Genomic DNA, 17,371 nt, shown 5'->3' on the forward strand with positions numbered 1-17,371 from the left:
TCGGAACTTCAGTGAGGCAACTTTTCAAGCTTAGCTCATTCGTTCACCCGATCAAAATCGGGCTCCCGTTCGAGCCATGTGATCGCCAGGCGCTCCTCGTCCTACCTCGTTTCCCGGTCCATCCGCTCGGCGTCTCCGCCTCGCTTCTCGGCTCCGGGTCGGTGTCCGTGTCGCTCTGACTTGGATAAAGTTACGCGGCGGAAAACGCTACGTCAAATCGCCTGTCCAGCGCGCCTTTTCGCAGGTCAGAGATGCGCCGGGGGGCGCACGCCGGGCGGAATGACACAAATGTGATTCAGGCCACGACAAGATCGTTTCGATTGCTCGTACAGCCATCCCCGTTCAGCCGCCCAATGGAGCTCGGCGCGGCACGACCTTGCGATAGGAGATCCTCCATCCGGCGGATTCACGCACCACGACGTCTTCGTACGTCACGCTCCCGCAACCGCCGTCGGCGTTGATGCCGATTCCCTTCGATCGCACCACGGCGACGCCCGCGTCGTTCTGGGTGATGAGGACATTGGTGACGTGGTGCCCGACCGGATTCGCGTCGCCGAGCACGAGCGCCGCTTCGCGGAGGGCGACGACGCCGCGTGCTTCGACTCATTCCGGGATGGCAGCCGCACGAAGCAATTTCGCGCCGAGGCCGGCGAGGAGATCTCTCATCTCGGCGGGTTCGACGACCTCGAAGTCCAGGTCCAGGTGCGCGATGCGCAGTGCGGTCCACTCCAGGGAATCCGCCGAGGTGCGCAGGAGGCAGGTGTGCGCATCCAGCGGTTCGATCTCCTCCGCACGCACGCGGAACGCGTCGGCGAGGGTCTCGGCGCCCGCGTGCACGCGCAGGACCACTCGGCGGACGGGCCTGGTGCGGGCCAATTGGCTGGTGACGAAGGTCGCCGCGTCCTCGGCGGGCAGTGCTCGGGCCGCGCACCGTATTCCGGTGGGCTGCGGAGACGTCAGCCGATCCACCCGGAAGGTGCGCCAATCCGCGCGATCGACGTCCCACGCGACCAAGTACCAGCGGCGACCGGCGGAGACCAGACTGTGCGGTTCGGTGAGGCGGCTGGTTTCCGCGTCGGCCTTGTCCCGGTAGCGGAAGCGGATCCGTTCGCCGTCGCGCGCGGCGCCCGCCAAGGCGACGAGCACCTCCGGATCGACCATCGGACCGGCCGGGGGCCCGCCGAGCGAGACGGTAGTGGTGTCTATCGCGTCGACCCGGCGGCGCAGTCGCGACGGCAGCACCTGCTGCAGTTTCACCAGAGCGCGGGCAGCCGATTCCTCGATACCCGCGATCGCGCCCTGCGCCGCGCCACGCAGCCCGAGGGTGATCGCGACCGCCTCCTCGTCGTCGAGCAGCAGCGGCGGCAGCGCGGCGCCCGCTTCCAGGCGGTATCCGCCTATCGCGCCGAGGCAGGCGACCACGGGATATTCCAGCTCGCGCAGACGCTCCACATCACGGCGCACCGTCCGCACGGTGACCCCGAGCCGCGCGGCCAGTTCCGGACCGCTCCATTCGCGGCGGGTCTGCAGCAGCGACAGCAGCTGGAGCAGGCGCGCGGCGGTCTGGGTCACGGGTTCCAGTATGGCCGGGAAGGAGGACAGAACCTGACCTCATCGGCTCCTAGCGTGGGGCTCGTGCATGCTCATCGAGACACCATCAGGATTGTCGGGGCCCGGGAGAACAACCTGCGCGACGTGTCGCTGACGATCCCCAAGGGCAAGATCGTGGTCTTCACCGGCGTCTCCGGTTCGGGTAAGTCGTCGATCGTCTTCGCGACCGTGGCGGTCGAATCGCAGCGGCAGCTCAACGAGACCTTCACCTGGTTCATTCGCAACCGGCTGCCCAAGTACGAGCGGCCGGAGGCGGACGCGATCGACAATCTCGCGCCCGCCGTCGTCGTCGATCAGAAGCCGATCGGCGGCAATTCCCGTTCCACGGTGGGGACCATGACGGATATCCAGTCGATCATCCGCGTGCTATTCTCCCGGCACAGCGTGCCGAGTGCAGGCGAGGCGACGCGCTATTCGTTCAACGACCCGCTGGGCATGTGCCCTGCGTGCGGCGGTCTGGGCCATGTGGTGCGCCCGGATCTGGGCAAGCTCATCGATACCGGCAAGTCGCTGAACGAGGGAGCCATCACCTTCGGCCCGTTCGCGGTCGGAACCTTCCAATGGCAGCTCTACGCCGAGTCGGGACTCTTCGACCCGGACAAGCCACTGCAGGACTTCACTACGGAAGAGTGGCAGTTGTTCCTGCACGGCAAGGGGTTCCGGGTGCCGCGCAAGAACCGGAACGGATCGGCGGGGAACAATGCCTACGAGGGTCTGCTGGAGCGGTTCGACCGCCTCTACATCAAGCGCGATCTCACCGCGCTGTCGGACAAGAATCGCGCGGCCGCCCGCGCCGTGGTCACCGAGGAGATCTGCCCGGACTGCGGGGGCGCCCGGCTCAACGCCGCCGCGCTGGCGAGCCGGATCGATGGGCTCGGCATCGCCGACTACGGCAGGCTGGAGATCACCGATCTCATCGAGGTGCTCGCGGGGCTGGACGATCCGGTGGCTCGACCGATCGCGCAGGCCGCCATCGGGCGGTTGCGCCGGATCGAGGAGGTCGGGCTCGGCTACCTGTCGCTCGATCGGGAAACCGCGACCCTGTCCGGCGGCGAGGCGCAGCGCCTGAAGGTGGTCCGGCATCTGGGCTCCAGCCTCACCGGTATGACCTATATCTTCGACGAGCCCAGCGTCGGCATGCATCCGCGCGACGTGGGGCGGCTGAACACTCTGCTGAGCCGGCTACGCGACAAGGGGAACACCGTCCTGGTGGTGGAGCACTCCCCCGACGTCATCGCCGTCGCCGACCAGGTGGTCGACATGGGACCGGGCGCCGGGTCGCGCGGCGGGCAGGTCGTGTTCCAGGGCACGGTCGATCAGCTCCGAAACGCGCCGACGGCGACCGGTGCGGGATTGCGCCGGGCGCGGCGGGTGAAGGACGACGTCCGCGAGCCGACGGGATGGCTGACCGTCACCGATGCCGACGCCTACAACCTGAAGAGCCTCACGGCGCGGTTTCCGACGGGCGTGCTGACGGCGGTGACCGGCGTGGCGGGTTCCGGGAAGAGCACGCTGGTTTCGGGTGCGTTCGTCGCCGCGCATCCGCAGGTCATCGCGGTGGACCAAGCCGCGATCGCCGCCTCCCGGCGTTCCAGCCCGGCCACCTATCTCGGCATCATGGACCCGCTACGTCAGCTTTTCGCCAAGCGGCACGGTGTGCGGCCGGGCTTGTTCAGCTTCAACTCCGACGGCGCCTGCGGCGAATGCGATGGCGCGGGGGTGATCTTCACCGATCTCGCGTACATGGATCCGGTCACCACGGTGTGCCGGGCCTGCCACGGACGCAGGTATCGCCCGGAAGCGCTCGCCTACGAGATTCGCGGGGCGTCGATCGCCGATGTTCTGGAGATGCCCGCCGAAGAGGCGCTGGAGTTCTGGGCCGAAGACGCAGACCGGCGCGTTCACACGCCGTTGCGGGCGCTGCTCGACGTCGGTCTCGGCTATCTCACCCTCGGTCGCGCGCTCTCGTCGCTCTCCGGCGGCGAGCGCCAGCGCGTCAAGCTGGCCGATCATCTCCAGCGGCGTACCGGAGCCGGCATCTATGTGCTGGACGAGCCGACCACCGGACTGCACATGGCCGACGTCGACACGCTGGTCGGGCTGCTGGACCGGCTGGTCGACGCGGGCAACACGGTGATCGTCATCGAACACGATCTCGACGTCGTCGCCCGGGCCGACTGGGTGATCGATCTCGGACCGGACGGCGGAAAGCACGGCGGTGAAATAGTTTTCGCCGGGACTCCGGCGGCCCTCCTGGCGGACGAACGCTCGCTGACCGCGGATTACCTGCGGCGCACCGTCGGCGCCCGCGCGTGACGGCCCGGCAGGAAAGTCGTAGCGCCATCGCAAGGATCGCGGCTGCCGAAGCATCGAGCAGCCGAGTTCCATCGGACCGATACCGCACAGGGACATCTACCGCGGCGGCATCATGAACCTATGACGACACGGGAGGTGGTCCGGGCGGGAACTTTCGCGCGGATCTACGACCCGGCCGTCGGCGAATCGGAAGACTGGTACATCAACGATCACACGATCGTCCGCGACGACGCCGGGCGCTGGCACCTTTTCGGCATCACCCACCCGGAGCCCGCCGACCCGTTCGACGAGACCGAGTTCGCCCACGCCACCGCAGACCGGCTGCACGGACCGTGGACCAAGCACGACCGTGCGTTGCTGGTGGATCGGACCTATGGCGAAACGCATTTGTGGGCGCCTTACGTGGTCGGCGCCGACGAGCGGTACTACATGTTCTACGCGGCGGGCGGAGCCGACCGCACCGCCGCGGCGATGAACCTGGCGACCTCCCGCGATCTCTTCCGATGGACCCGATCGCCCGCAGGCCCGCTGTTCCGCGACGGATACGACGCTCGCGACCCGATGGTTGTGCGCGTGGGCGACCAATGGGTGATGTACTACTGCGCGACCAGCGCCCCGACGGGAGGCCACCATGTCGTCGCCTATCGCACCAGTACCGACCTCGTGCACTGGGGTGAGCGCCACATCGCGTACACGGACCCGACCAAAGGCACCGAGGCGGGCAACACCGAATCGCCTTACGTCCTGCGGCACGACGGATGGTGGTACCTGTTCATCGGCCCGCGCCCGCATTACGTCGGCACCGACGTCTTCCGCAGTGACAGTCCTTTCCGCTTCCGCATCGGAGACAAGGTCGGCCACATCGCCGCGCACGCCGCCGAAGTGATCGGCGCGGACGGCCGCTGGTGGATCACCAGTGCGGGCTGGGGCCGCGGCGGCGTTCATCTGGCGCCGCTCGACTTTCCGCAGTCGCGCGTGGTCAAAACGGTTCCGCGCTAAGCGGTCCGAAGCACAGGGCCGAGCGCGAATTCGGCGAAAGGGTCTCCGGACTCGGTCGCGGCTGGTATCTGTTGATCGAGTCGAACTCTCCGATCACCCCACCTACGGGAGGGACCGGCATGGCCCGTATCGGCGTTATCAGTGTTTCCGATGGCCGCGACTATGTGCATGCGGGCATCGCCGATTTCATCGCCTCCACCGAGGATCGGCTGGTGGCCGCGCTGGCGGCTGCGGGACACGATGTGGTCCGCGGCGCGGCGCCGATCAGCGACAGCGCGCTGGCGAGTTCGGTGGCGCGCACGGTCGCGGCGGCGGGCGTCGATCTGACCGTCCTGCACTACGCCGTCTGGGCGTTCCCGCATTTCACCATGCTGGCGGCGGGCGCCATCCCCGGGCCGCTGCTGTTGCTGTCGAATATCGACCCGGTGCAGCCCGGGATGGTGGGCATGCTCGCCGCGGGCGGCGCACTGGATCAGATCGGACGCAGGCACAGCAGGCTGTGGGGTGATCCGTCCGATCCCGAACTCGTCGAGGCCATCGGCGTGCGCGCACGGGCCGCGGCCGCCGTATCGGGCTTGCGCGGTTCGACATTCGGGCGCTTCGGCGGGCGGCCGATGGGCATGAACACCGCGGTCGCCAATACCGACCAGTGGCAGCGGCAGTTCGGCATCGACGTCGAGGAAATCGATCAGTGGGAGATCGTGCGGCGCGCCGAACTGGCCGACGCGGGCGAGGCTCGGGCCGCACGCGAGTGGCTGGAGCGGCACACCGCGGGCGTGCACTACGACGGGGCGAAGCTCACCCCGCAACTATTGGAGCGCCAGATCCGCTCCTATCTGGCGGTACGCGAATTGATCGCCGAATGGCGGCTGGACTTCTCGGGAATCAAGGGGCAGCCCGAACTCACCCAGTATTTCGCCACCATGGACGTCACCGAGGCGTTCCTCAACGATCCCTACGACTGGAACGGCCCGAAGGAACCGCACGTCTGCGCCACCGAGGCGGACATGGACGGTGCGCTCACCATGCAGCTGCTCAAGCGGATCGCGGGCACCCCGGTACTGTTCGCCGACGTCCGGCACTATCACGCCGATCGCGACATCTGGGACCTCTGCAATTCCGGCCAGCACGCCACCTGGTTCGCCGCGCGCAGCGCCGATCCCGCCGAGAACCTGGCGAGGGTGCACTTGTATCCGGAGGTGTTCTTCTTTCCCGCCGGCGGCGCCTCGGTGCACCATCTGGCCGCGCCGGGCCGGATGACCCTCGCACGGCTCACCCGTCTCGACGGCGACTACCGCATGCAGTTGATGCTCGGCGAGTTCGAGCACTACGACCAGCAGACCAACGAGGCGCTGATGAAGCAGTCGACCTGGGAGTGGCCGCACGCGTTCGCCCGGCTGGACGCGCGCGCCGAGGACTTCCTGAACCGCTTCGGCGCCAACCACATCCACGCCGTGCCCGGCGACCACCGGGCGGCCGTCCGCGCGACGTGCGAGTTGCTCGACGTCACGGTGGACGAGTTCACGCGGTGACGATGTTCCTCGGCATCGACATCGGGACCGCGAGTTCCAAAGGCGTGCTCACCGATGCCCGCGGCACGATTCTCGCCAGGGCCGAGCGGGCGCACGAGGTTTCCATGCCGCGCCCCGGATGGGTCGAGCACGACGCGGAGACGGTGTGGTGGGCCGACTTCGTCGCACTCGCCCGCGAGCTGGTGGCGGCGGCCGACGGCGCCACGCTCGACGGTCTCGCGGTATCCGGCATCGGCCCGTGCCTGCTGCCCGCCGACGCCCGGGGCAGGCCGCTGCGCCCGGCCATCCTCTACGGTGTCGACACCAGGGCCTGGGCCGAGATCCACGAGCTGAACGAGGAATTCGGCGCGCGGGCCGTGCTCGACCGCGCCGGATCGCCACTGACCAGCCAGGCCGTCGGCCCGAAGGCGCGGTGGCTGGCCCGGCACGAGCCGGACGTCGCGGCACGCACCGAGCTGCTGCTGATGGCGAGCTCTTACCTGGTGTACCGGCTCACCGGCCGGTACGTTCTGGACCACCAATCGGCCAGTCAGTGTGTACCGCTGTACGACCTGCGCGAACGCGCATGGGCGACGGACTGGGCCGAGCGGATCGTGCCGGGCTGGACGCTGCCGGAGCTGGCCTGGCCCACCGAGATCGTGGGCTCAGTGAGCGCGGACGCGGCCGCCGCCACGGGCCTACCGGCCGGGCTACCGGTCACCACCGGAACCATCGACGCCTGGGCCGAGGCGGCCAGCGTCGGCGTCCGCGCTCCGGGCGACGCGATGATCATGTACGGCACCACGATGTTCCTGGTGCAGGTGCTCATCGACCCTCGTCCGCATCCCGGCCTCTGGGGCACCTGCGGCACCTGGCCGGACACGTACACCCTCGCCGCGGGTATGGCCACCTCCGGCGCGGTCACCGACTGGCTGCGCAAACTCGTAGGCGGCGAGTTCGCCGACCTGGTCGCCGCGGCCGCGGACGTGCCGGCGGGCAGCAGAGGGCTGCTGGCGCTGCCCTATTTCGCCGGGGAACGCACTCCCCTGTTCGACCCGGACGCGCGTGGCATCGTCGCGGGACTCACCCTCGGGCACGGACGGGCCGAGCTCTACCGCGCGGTACTGGAGGGCATCGCGTACGGCGTGCGGCACAATCTCGAGGCCATGACCGAAGCCGGCGGGCGGGCGGCGCGCTTGGTCGCGGTGGGCGGTGGCACCAAAGGCGGGCTCTGGACCCGGATCGTCTCCGATGTCACCGGGCTGCCCCAGCAGCTGCCCGCCGAGACCGTCGGCGCGAGCCTCGGTGACGCTCTGCTCGCCGCCGAGGCCGCCGGAGTCGAGACCTCCGCGTGGAATCCGGTCGTCGACACCGTGCTGCCACGTCCCGAACGCGTCGCGAAATACGAGGAGTACTACCGGCACTACCGGGATCTGTACGATCGCACAACGGATATCGCGCATTTCCTCGCGGCCGAACAGCGCCGTGCGGGCGCGTCCTCTTGAACGCGGATGCCCGGGCGCCGATGCGGAGTCGGTGCGCGGAACGATACGAGGATTTCATGCCCACGATTACTCCGGCCCAGGACGATTTCGGCTCCGTCGTCGCATCACATTCCATCGTGCTGGTAGATCGGTGGGCCGGATGGTGCGGGCCCGGGCCGTGCCGGCATTTCGCTCCGGTGTACGAGTCGTCCGCGCAGCGGCATCCGCGGATCGTGCACGGCAAGGTCGATCCCGAAGCGGAGGCAGTCTCGACCGCCACCGGGCGGGTGACCCCGTATCCGACGTCGAGGGCGTTCCGGGACGGCGTGCTGGTCTACTCCGCGGCGGGCGTTCGAGAACCGGACGCACTGGAAGATCTGGTGCAGCAGATTCTGTGGCGCGACATGGATCGGGGCCGCTGGGAACTCGCCCAGCGAGCCGACGCCGAGCAACCGGCCGCGGCCGGCGGGTCGGGCTCCGCGCGCAGGGCCGGACTCGCGCCGACCACGCCCCGAGACGGGTGGCCGGGATTGTGACCGCGCCGGGCGGGGAACTGTGGCGGCTGGACGGCACGCGAACGCGGTCGGTCAGCGCCGAGAACCCGACGGGAGCACCCGGCGCGGGCGCGCGGGCGACCGACGGCACCGGAGCACACGCGGCGCGGCTGCTGGGCCCGGGCTGGAAGATCTCGCCTTCGATCGCGCTCGCCCACGGGGAGACCGCCACGCTGGCGGACGTTTCCGGCCCCGGCGTGTTCCGGCATTTCTGGCTGACCACCGAACGTTCCGTCCTGCGCGGACTGATACTGCGGATGACCTGGGACGACGCGCCGCGGCCCGCGATCGAGGCGCCGCTCGGTGACTTTTTCTGCAACGGATGGGGCGAGACGGCCCTGCTGAGTTCGGAGATGGTGGTGGTCGCGCCCGCGGGCGGCCTGAACAGCTACTGGCCCATGCCGTTCCGGCACCGAGCGCGCATCACGCTGGAGAATCGTTGCGGCCGCGAGGTGCCGGTGTACTACCAGGCGACCTTCACCGAAGAGGACGTGCCGGACGACGCGGGGTATCTGCACACGCGGTGGACGCGGACGACCGGCTTGGGCAGTCCGGCCGTGCACACGATTCTCGACACAGTGCCCGGGCCCGGCCGCTACGTCGGCACCTACCTCGCCATCCGCCCGGGCGCGCCGGGATGGTGGGGCGAGGGCGAAGTCAAGTTCTTCCTCGACGGGGACGCCGAGCATCCCACGATTTGCGGAACCGGCACCGAGGACTATTTCGGCGGCGCCTGGAACTTCGACCTCGACGGGATGTATCGGACGTATTCCACGCCGTATCTCGGCCTGCACCAAGTGCTGCCGCCGGAGCAGATCTATCGACCCGATCAGCGGTTCGGCATGTACCGCTGGCACGTGCGCGACCCGATCTGTTTCGAACGCGAACTGCGCGTCACCGTGCAGGCCCTCGGATGGCAGGACGCGCAGACCTATCTTCCGTTGGAGAACGCCGAGGTGGCGACCACCGCGTGGTGGTATCAGGCCTGATCGGGGTCGTCCGGATTCGAGGGGAAGTCCGGCGCCAGCAGTTCGTCGGCGCGTGCCAGCGCCGCGTCCATGCCCGCGGTGAGATCGTCCATCACGGTCAGGCCGTCGAGCAAGCCGGTGAGTTCGTCCTGCACGGCGCGCAGTTCCGCGATCGCCGGATCGATCGGGAACCACGCGACGGAGTCGTGCCACCACGGATCGTCGGACAGCCAAGACCACAGCACATCACGGACCAGCACCGGGTCGGAGGTGTACATCTGGAAGGACTCCGTCGCCGAACCGGCCCGATGCTCCAGCTCGTAGACGCCGTCGGGCAGCAACTTGGCGCGGATCTCGTGCTGGTCGGCGCGGCTGAGTTCGAGGATCGCGTGTTCCGGCCCGGCCGGTTCGTCGAGCAGGTCGCCGAGCGCGTCCTCGGTCAATTCCGGCAGGTGCGTCCCGTCTCCCGTGCGGATGCGCACGTCGGTGGGGTCGATGCTCACCGCGACAGTCTGCCCGATACGACGGCCGAATACCCGAAATGCGCCGGTGCAGGACGGATCGGGTGCAAGGTGGTCGGTATGGGAGTGCGCGAGACGATCGGGCGGTTCGCCTGCGGCGGGTGCGTCATCGGAGAACGACCGGCCGCGTCCGAAGCCTGCTCGACTCACCCGCGTCCGCCTCGCCGCGGCTGCTGCGGCGGCGATGCCGGGCTTCGATCGGACCGGACCGGATGACGACGGTCGCTGGAGTCGACAGTTCCACCCAGTCGTGCAAGGTCGTCGTGTGCGACGCGGACAGCGGCGAGATTCTCGGGCGCGGGAAAGCCCCGCACCCGGAAGGGACCGAGGTCGCCCCGGCCGCCTGGTGGGACGCGCTGCGCGCGGCGGGCGCGGGATTGCTCGATCATGTCGACGCGATCGCTGTCGCGGGGCAGCAGCACGGCTTGGTCGCCTTGGACACCGCGGGCGTTGCGGTGCGGGACGCGTTGCTGTGGAACGACGTTCGCTCCGCCGGCGCGGTGGGGCAATTGATCGCCGACCTCGGCGGTCCGCAAGCCTGGGCCGACGCGGTGGGCAGCGTGCCGGTGGCGGCCTTGACCGTCGCCAAGCTGCGCTGGCTGGCCGACCACGAGCCGGAACTCGCCGACCGCACCGCGCAGGTCCTGCTGCCCCACGACTACTTGACCTGGCGGCTGCGCGGCGGCGGAGGACGGCGCGTTCCCGAGCCGACCACCGACCGGGGCGACGCATCCGGCACCGGGTACTGGTCCCCCGCCTTCGGCAGGTATCGGGAAGATCTGCTCGCCCTGGCCTTGCGCGGGCGTAGCCCGGCCCTTCCCCGAGTGCTCGGCCCCGACGAGTCCGCCGGACGGACGCCGTCGGGCACACTCGTCGCCGCCGGAACGGGCGACAACGCCGGGGCGGCGCTGGGGCTGAGCATCACCGAAGGCGAGGTGGTGGTCTCGCTCGGCACCAGTGGGACGGTCTTCGCTCGCGCGGGCCGTCCCGCGGCCGACGGCGACGGCGCTGTCGCCGGCTTCGCGGACGCCACCGGCGCATTCCTGCCGTTGGTCTGCACGCTCAACGCCGCGCGCGTGCTGACCTCGACCGCCGATCTGCTCGGCGTGGACCTTCCCACGCTCGAATCGCTCGCCGCGCGGGCGCCGGCGGGCGCGGACGGCGTGGTCCTGCTGCCGTATCTCGCCGGTGAACGCACACCCAACCTTCCGCACGCCGCGGGCAGCCTGCACGGTTTACGTCCGGAAGCCATGCGCCCCGCCACGGTGGCCCGTGCCGCTTTCGAGGGTGTGCTGTGCCATCTCGCCGACGCGCTCGACCATCTCACCGGCATCGGGGTGACGCCGCGGCGCGTGCTGCTCATCGGCGGCGGCGCGCGCTCACGACTGATCGCGCAGATCGCCGCGCAGGTCTTCGGCGTCACAGTGACGATCCCGGAACCGGCCGAGTACGTCGCGCTCGGCGCGGCCCGGCAAGCGGCATGGGCGCTGAGCGGCGCATCCCTGCCGCCGTCCTGGCCGGCGCGCTCGGCCGCGGAGATTCCGGCGCCGGCCGACGCCGCGACCGGGCGAGAGATCCGCGCCGAGTACCGGCGGGCGCGCCGGGCCCTCTACGGCTGACCTCGGTCTTCATCGCGAAACCAGTCCGGCGGACTCGCCTGCCCTCGATCCGGGAACCCCACGTGCCCCCCTTCTCGGGCCGCCGATTTTCCGCGCCGGGTGGCGCCTCGACGGCGTGAGGGGTTTGATCACCCTCGTCGAAGAGAGGTGGACGAATGACCGAGACCCAGGTGCGAAGGGCGGTGACGGCCGAACGGACGGAACTCGCCGAGCTCTTGGCCGGGCTGGATGCCGCGAGCTGGGATGCGCCGACCCTGTGTGTGGGCTGGCGGGTACGCGAAGTAGTCGCGCACATCACCATGCCCTATCGCCTGTCGAACGCGCGATTCACGCTGGGGATGCTCGCGGCGTTCGGCAACTTCAACCGCATGGCCGACCGCACCGCCCGGGTGGACGCCGCCACGCTCAGCACGGCGGACCTGCTGAAATCGCTGTGGGACAACGTCGATCACCCCTGGCGGCCGCCGGGCGGCGGGCTTTCCAACGCGTTGAGCCACGATGTGATCCACGGGCTGGACATCACCGTGGCGCTGGGGCTGGACCGCCGGGTGCCCGAGGACCGGATGCGCATGGTCTTGGACACGATCGAGCCCAGGACCGCCAAGCTGTTCGGCGCCAAACTCGGCGGCATCGAACTGCGCGCCGACGACCTGGACTTCCGCTACGGCTCGGGCACGGTGCTGTCGGGCCGCGCCCAGGACCTGCTGCTCGTGTTGTGCGGGCGCACGCTGCCCGCCGGATACCTGCGGGGCGAACCCGCCGAGCGGTTCAGCGTGCCCGGATGATCCCACCACCGTGCTCACCGGCCGGGTGCGGCCAGTGCGCGTAGGTAGGAAGCCGTTTCGTCGTCCCTCGAGCACAGCCCCGGAAACCCCTCCGGTAAGGATGCTTTCCTCGAGTTCATCGCACAGGCGCCCGTGACAGGGTCCACGCTGGAACTCGCGCGGGTGATCGCCGACGACGAGTACGTGGTCATGCACTACCGCATGATCCTGCCCGACGACACGGAGCCCGACCAGGCGGTTGTCGACATCTGGCGCATGGTCGACGGGAAGATCGTCCAGCACTGGGACGTCGTGCAACCGGTTCACCAGCGCTGGACCGACCGTGTCAGACGATCATCGTCGTGCCGAGCGTCCGGCGGCGCGTACGAGCGCGGCCAGTGCCGCCGCCACGGCGGATTCGGCTCGGCCGCAGGACCATCCGGTGTGTTCGCCGCTGCGGTATTCCAGGTAGGCGAGAGCGGATCCGGCGTCGTCTGTGCCGATCGACTGCTGGGTCAGACCCAGTACCTCGATCGGGCATCCGGCGTCGGCCAGCGCCTCGGCCAGCACCGCGAGCGGATCGCCCGGACGCCGTGTGCGGTGGGTGGCACCGTCGACGGTCAGCGTGATCTCGGTGCTCGTCTCGTCGTCGCTGGTGCACCAGTCTTTCAGGGCCAGCCACGACGGATCGTCGAAATAGCTCGCCTCGAACAGATCGCGCAGTTCGGCGGCGGTGATCTCGGCACCGGTGTCGTCGGCGAGCGCTTGGACGCGCCGGGCGAAATCGATCTGCAGGCGCCGCGGCAGGTCCATGCCGTAGTCGGTGTGCAGCAGGTAGGCGATGCCGCCCTTACCGGACTGCGAATTGACCCGGATCACCGCGTCGTAGCTGCGGCCGAGGTCGGCGGGATCGATGGGCAGATAGGGCACGTGCCAGTCGAGGGCGCGCTCCGCGATGCCCGTCGCGGCGGAGCGGGCGCGATGCTCGGCCATTCCCTTCTTGATCGCGTCCTGATGGGTGCCGGAGAACGCGGTGTGCACCAGGTCGCCGACGTACGGGTGGCGTTCGTGAATCGGCATACGCGTGCAGTATTCGACGGTGCGCCGGATCTCATCGAGGTCGGAGAAGTCGATCATCGGATCGACGCCTTGCGCGTGCAGGTTCAGCGCCAGCGTGGCGATGTCGACATTGCCGGTGCGCTCGCCGTTGCCGAACACGCAGCCCTCGACGCGTTGCGCGCCCGCGAGTACCGCCAGCTCGGCGCACGCCACGCCGGTACCGCGATCGTTGTGTGGGTGCACCGACAGGATGACGCTGTCGCGGCGGGCCAGATTGCGATGCATGTACTCGATCTGGTCGGCGTACACGTTAGGGGTAGCGACCTCGACGGTGGCGGGCAGGTTAAGGATGACGGGCCTGCGCACGGTGGCGTCCCACAAGGTCGTCATCCGGTCGCAGATGTCGAGCACATAGTCGGGCTCGGTCAAGTTGAACACTTCGGGTGAGAATTCGAACCGGACGTTCGGCAGGTCCCCGGCGCAGTCCAGCACGGCGCGGCCGCCGTCGAGGATCAGCTCGCGCAGCGCGGCACGGTCCTTGCCGAGCACGACGTCACGCCAAGCGGGAGCGGTGGCGGTGTACAGGTGGATCACCACGTCGTTGGGGATGCCGCGGATCGAGGCGACGGTGCGCTCGATGAGATCGCGGCGGGCGGGGGTGAAGACGACGATGGTGACGTCCTCGGGCGCCAGGTCGTCCTCGGCGATGAGCCGGACGAAGTCGAAGTCGGTCTGCGACGCCGACGGGTAGCCGACCTCGATCTCCTTGTAGCCCATGGCGATCAGGAGTTCGAAGAAGCGGCGCTTGCGCGCCGGGTCCATCGGCTCGGCGAGTGCCTGGTTGCCGTCGCGCAGGTCGACGGGCACCCACAGCGGGGCTCGGGTGATCCTCGCGTCGGGCCACTGCCGCCGGGTGATCGGGACCTCTACGCGCTGGTAGATGTCGCGGTAGCGGTGCGAGGGCATTCGGGAGTGCCGCTGGCGATTCCACGCCGGGGCCTGATCCGGTATGTCGCCCGAGGGGGTATCTATGGTCGGGAAAGCGCTGGTCATGGGTCTGCTTCCTGGCCGTTGCGGCCGTCACGACGAGAGGTTGACCGGCCACGACGACGCCCCACGGCGGGCGGTCGGTCGTTCAGGCCCCGCCGTGGCGGCTAAGCAGAAGCATGGTGCGCATGATGGCTAGACTGTACACGACTCCTCAGACAAGTAGAGAGGTAACGATGATCTCGCAGGTACGGCGTCATCCGCTGGCCGCGCAGACGGCCGAACTGCTGCTCGCCCGCATCCAAGCGGGCGAATGGCCGCTGGGTCACCGCCTGCCCGGTGAGACCACGCTGGCCGCACAACTCGGCGTCGGGCGCTCGACGCTGCGGGAGGCCATTCGCGAACTTGCCGGGAAAGGCGTGCTGGACAGCCGCCAGGGTGCGGGCGTCTTCGTGATCGCTCTGCATGCGACCGAGGAGTGGGACACGGTGCTGCGCCGTGCCACCATCGCCTCGGTGATCGAAGCGCGCATCGCCATCGAGGCCGAGGCCGCCGCCCTGGCCGCCCAGCGGCGGACCCCCGCCGACCTGCGGGCCATTCGCCGTACGCTGGCCGCGCGCGAGGCGCACGGCCAGCCGGTGGCCGAGCACGTCGATGCCGATATGGCGTTCCACCGGGCGGTGCTCGTGGCCGCCCACAACGACGTGCTGACCCAGTTGTTCGACAGCTTCCTGCCGCGGCTGCGCCTGGCGATGATCGACATGCTGAAGATCCGCCCGGTTCCGTCGGAGCCGGCCGATCACGCCGCGCACGAAAGGCTCGCCGACGCGATCGCCGCCCGCGATCCCGCCGCCGCCGCTGAGTACAGCCGCGCCCACCTGACTACCTTGAAAGAGGCTTTCACGTGACCGAACCGGTGCTCGAACTGACCGATGTGACCTTCCGCCGCGACGGCAAGAAGATAATCAACGGGATCTCGCTGACCGTGCGCGCGGGCGAACGCTGGGCCCTGCTGGGACCGAACGGCGCGGGCAAGAGCACGCTGCTGGGCTTCTGCGGCGCGGTCACCTTCCCCACCTCGGGGTCGGTGCGGGTACTCGGCGCGGAACTCGGCCGCGTCGAACTTCAACGGCTGCGCCGGGGCATCGGTCAGGTGAACCCGCGCCACCCGCTGCGCTCCGCGCTGACCATCCGCGAGGTCGTGCTGACCGGCTTGACCGCGACCATCGACACCCCCATGCGCTGGACCCCGACACCCGACCAGCGCGACCGGGCCGACACGATGATCGACACGGTCGGACTGACCGGAAAGGCGGACGAGCTCTGGCCCACGCTGAGCCAGGGTGAGCGCGGCCGCACGCTCATCGCCCGAGCGCTGATCGCGCAGCCGCGGCTGCTGCTGTTCGACGAACCGTCCACCGGATTGGATGTCGCCGCCCGCGAACAACTCCTGGACACCCTCGACACCCTGGACCGGACACACCCCGACGTCGCCTCCATCCTGGTCACCCACCACCTGGAGGAACTTCCCCGCACGACGACCCACGCGCTGCTCATCGCCGACGGTCACGCCGTCGCGTCGGGTCCGGCCTTGCGGACTATCACCACCGAGAACGTCACCGCGGCGTTCGCGCACCCGGTGGAAGTCCGCCACGACGACGGCCGCTGGACCGCGCGGGCGGCACGCAAACCCACCGCATGGCCGTCGCGCTAGCCCCATAGACGACTCACCCGTCCAGACAAGGCCGTCCGGCCGCACCACGGTGGTAACGCCGCTGTAATCGCCACACCGCAATCGCGTGTGAGCATGCAACGAAATCGTCTACCACCGAAGGGAATACGGCTACGTGTGGCAGCTGTATCGAGCGGTACTCCGCACCGACGACCACCGCGTGCTCGGCTATGTGGACTTGGGTGCCAGGCTCATCGAACACGCAAGGATCGGCAACCACCTGGTCCAAGGAATCGAGCGACTGCTCGCCGAACCGGCCAGGGTCACCTGGGCGGGACGGAGTGCGCCACGGTCGCCGAAGATCGAAACCCTCTATCACACAGTCGGTTCGGTCGCCGCCCTGCTACCCCCGGAACATGGGGCGGTCGGCCGGTACCTGCTCAATCACGACATGCGGATCTTCGTGGACAAAGCGACAGTGCTGGAGAACGAGGCCCGGCACCGCATCCACCCGTTGCCTTTGCTCACCGCCGACCCCACACCGGACCCCGGCCGCACGGTGGGCGACCACACTCTCCCCGGCTCCTGGGCACACGCCCTGATCTCGGTGCGCGACACTGTGCCGAAGGGCTTCGAACAACGAAAGTTCGACCTGGTCGAACGCCTCCCCTGAGCGCTATCGCCGCTCGGCGCTCGCGTGGACGAGCTCCGACCCGGCGACCACCGTCGTTGCCGGTCAGCGGCGTAGGCGGAAGGAGCCGATGACTGCGGCGGTGCGAATCGTGGCGACGGCGTTGCGATGACCAGCGTCATCACGGCGCCCACCGTCAGGGCGGAGATCAGCAGGTCGATCGGCCTGAGCCACCGCTGAGCGCGGAGTGCGCGGGCGACGAGAACTAGGCCGTCGAGGCGGTGCGGTGTTCGGCTTCGGCGAGTTCCTTCAGCGTCAGCAGTTGCTTGCGCATCATGAGCAGGTCGCCGAGGGCCAGCGCTACCGCGACGAATTTCGGTGCGCTACAGCGGATCCGAACCAGGAGCCGGGTTCCTTCCCCTTCGGGACGCACTGCGTAGGTGACGCACACCTTGCCCGCGACCAGAGTGATGTGCTCGCCCGGGACGAAGGAGACGAGTTCGAACAGGGACATGAACCGCTGCCCCACCGCCAGGTGAGCGCCGGGTCGCGCAGGCGCGGACTGCGTCTGCCGACATTGTCCAGCAGGTCGTAGCTGTAGGGAGCGATCCGCAGCTGGCACAGCCAGGCGTAGACGAGCGCGGGCGGCGCGTCGACGCTGACCGCCCGGTCGGC

General features: G+C 69.2%; 16 protein-coding genes and 1 pseudogene. 12 read left to right on the forward strand and 5 right to left on the reverse strand.

The genetic code is table 11. From position 1 onward, the window contains the following. Nucleotides 1-342: 342 nt before the first annotated feature. Both NA8_RS27805 and NA8_RS27810 read right to left on the reverse strand, forming a co-directional pair. The gene (locus NA8_RS27805; protein WP_063053301.1) at nt 343-561 is read right to left on the reverse strand and encodes a nuclear transport factor 2 family protein; all 219 of its coding nucleotides are present in this window, start codon (nt 559-561) and stop codon (nt 343-345) included. Between the two features lie 42 nt (nt 562-603). Further along, nucleotides 604-1,572: a helix-turn-helix transcriptional regulator gene (locus tag NA8_RS27810; RefSeq protein WP_063053302.1), complete on the reverse strand. Its 969-nt coding sequence runs from the start codon at nt 1,570-1,572 to the stop codon at nt 604-606. 63 nt (nt 1,573-1,635) lie between these two features. On the opposite strand from NA8_RS27810, the gene NA8_RS27815 reads away from it, so the two are divergent. The 6 genes from NA8_RS27815 (at nt 1,636) to NA8_RS27840 (ending at nt 9,464) form a co-directional block, all read left to right on the forward strand. Beyond that, nucleotides 1,636-3,927 carry an ATP-binding cassette domain-containing protein gene (locus tag NA8_RS27815; RefSeq protein WP_063053303.1) on the forward strand — a complete coding sequence of 764 codons (2,292 nt, stop codon included), beginning with the start codon at nt 1,636-1,638 and terminating at the stop codon, nt 3,925-3,927. A 120-nt stretch (nt 3,928-4,047) separates the two neighbouring features. Beyond that, complete coding sequence (locus NA8_RS27820; RefSeq protein WP_063053304.1) at nt 4,048-4,926, forward strand: glycoside hydrolase family protein; 879 nt, start codon at nt 4,048-4,050, stop codon at nt 4,924-4,926. 119 nt (nt 4,927-5,045) lie between these two features. Beyond that, nucleotides 5,046-6,458, forward strand: a complete 1,413-nt coding sequence (locus NA8_RS27825; RefSeq protein ID WP_063053305.1) for an L-fucose/L-arabinose isomerase family protein — start codon at nt 5,046-5,048, stop codon at nt 6,456-6,458. A 2-nt stretch (nt 6,459-6,460) separates the two neighbouring features. Then, nucleotides 6,461-7,942: an FGGY-family carbohydrate kinase gene (locus tag NA8_RS27830; RefSeq protein WP_063053306.1), complete on the forward strand. Its 1,482-nt coding sequence runs from the start codon at nt 6,461-6,463 to the stop codon at nt 7,940-7,942. A gap of 56 nt (nt 7,943-7,998) precedes the next feature. After that, entirely contained in the window at nt 7,999-8,457 is a 459-nt protein-coding gene (locus NA8_RS27835) for a thioredoxin family protein (protein ID WP_063053343.1), read from the forward strand. Further along, nucleotides 8,454-9,464, forward strand: a complete 1,011-nt coding sequence (locus NA8_RS27840; RefSeq protein ID WP_063053307.1) for a glycoside hydrolase family 172 protein — start codon at nt 8,454-8,456, stop codon at nt 9,462-9,464. Before NA8_RS27835 ends, NA8_RS27840 begins: the two co-directional genes overlap by 4 nt. Here NA8_RS27840 and NA8_RS27845 read toward each other — a convergent pair. After that, nucleotides 9,455-9,946, reverse strand: a complete 492-nt coding sequence (locus NA8_RS27845) for a hypothetical protein (protein ID WP_063053308.1) — start codon at nt 9,944-9,946, stop codon at nt 9,455-9,457. The genes NA8_RS27840 and NA8_RS27845 overlap by 10 nt on opposite strands. 230 nt (nt 9,947-10,176) lie before the next feature. On the opposite strand from NA8_RS27845, the gene xylB reads away from it, so the two are divergent. From xylB to NA8_RS35825, 3 genes and pseudogenes are all read left to right on the forward strand, one after another. Further along, nucleotides 10,177-11,583, forward strand: a complete 1,407-nt coding sequence (gene xylB, locus NA8_RS27850) for a xylulokinase (protein WP_063053309.1) — start codon at nt 10,177-10,179, stop codon at nt 11,581-11,583. A 155-nt stretch (nt 11,584-11,738) separates the two neighbouring features. Continuing rightward, nucleotides 11,739-12,368, forward strand: a complete 630-nt coding sequence (locus NA8_RS27855; protein WP_063053310.1) for a maleylpyruvate isomerase family mycothiol-dependent enzyme — start codon at nt 11,739-11,741, stop codon at nt 12,366-12,368. 84 nt (nt 12,369-12,452) lie between these two features. After that, nucleotides 12,453-12,638: pseudogene (locus tag NA8_RS35825) on the forward strand (nuclear transport factor 2 family protein); the annotation flags it as partial. Nucleotides 12,639-12,701: 63 nt separating this feature from the next. Here the strand turns inward: NA8_RS35825 and NA8_RS27860 are convergent. After that, a complete protein-coding gene (locus NA8_RS27860) occupies nt 12,702-14,372 on the reverse strand; it encodes a 2-isopropylmalate synthase (RefSeq protein WP_063053311.1) in 1,671 nt (556 codons plus the stop codon). A gap of 257 nt (nt 14,373-14,629) precedes the next feature. Between NA8_RS27860 and NA8_RS27865 the strand changes: the two genes are divergently transcribed. The 3 genes from NA8_RS27865 (at nt 14,630) to NA8_RS27875 (ending at nt 16,738) form a co-directional block, all read left to right on the forward strand. Further along, nucleotides 14,630-15,301, forward strand: coding sequence for a FadR/GntR family transcriptional regulator (locus NA8_RS27865; protein ID WP_063053312.1), 672 nt, complete (start codon nt 14,630-14,632; stop codon nt 15,299-15,301). Further along, nucleotides 15,298-16,107, forward strand: coding sequence for an ABC transporter ATP-binding protein (locus tag NA8_RS27870; protein WP_063053313.1), 810 nt, complete (start codon nt 15,298-15,300; stop codon nt 16,105-16,107). The genes NA8_RS27865 and NA8_RS27870 overlap by 4 nt, the downstream gene beginning before the upstream one ends. 133 nt (nt 16,108-16,240) lie before the next feature. After that, nucleotides 16,241-16,738 carry a hypothetical protein gene (locus NA8_RS27875; RefSeq protein ID WP_063053314.1) on the forward strand — a complete coding sequence of 166 codons (498 nt, stop codon included), beginning with the start codon at nt 16,241-16,243 and terminating at the stop codon, nt 16,736-16,738. A gap of 223 nt (nt 16,739-16,961) precedes the next feature. On the opposite strand, the gene NA8_RS35360 is transcribed toward NA8_RS27875, so the two are convergent. Next, nucleotides 16,962-17,210, reverse strand: coding sequence for a hypothetical protein (locus NA8_RS35360; RefSeq protein ID WP_245664034.1), 249 nt, complete (start codon nt 17,208-17,210; stop codon nt 16,962-16,964). Nucleotides 17,211-17,371 lie beyond the last annotated feature (161 nt).

Origin of the sequence: Nocardia arthritidis NBRC 100137 (assembly GCF_001612765.1) — a bacterium.
GTDB classification, from domain to species: domain Bacteria; phylum Actinomycetota; class Actinomycetes; order Mycobacteriales; family Mycobacteriaceae; genus Nocardia; species Nocardia arthritidis.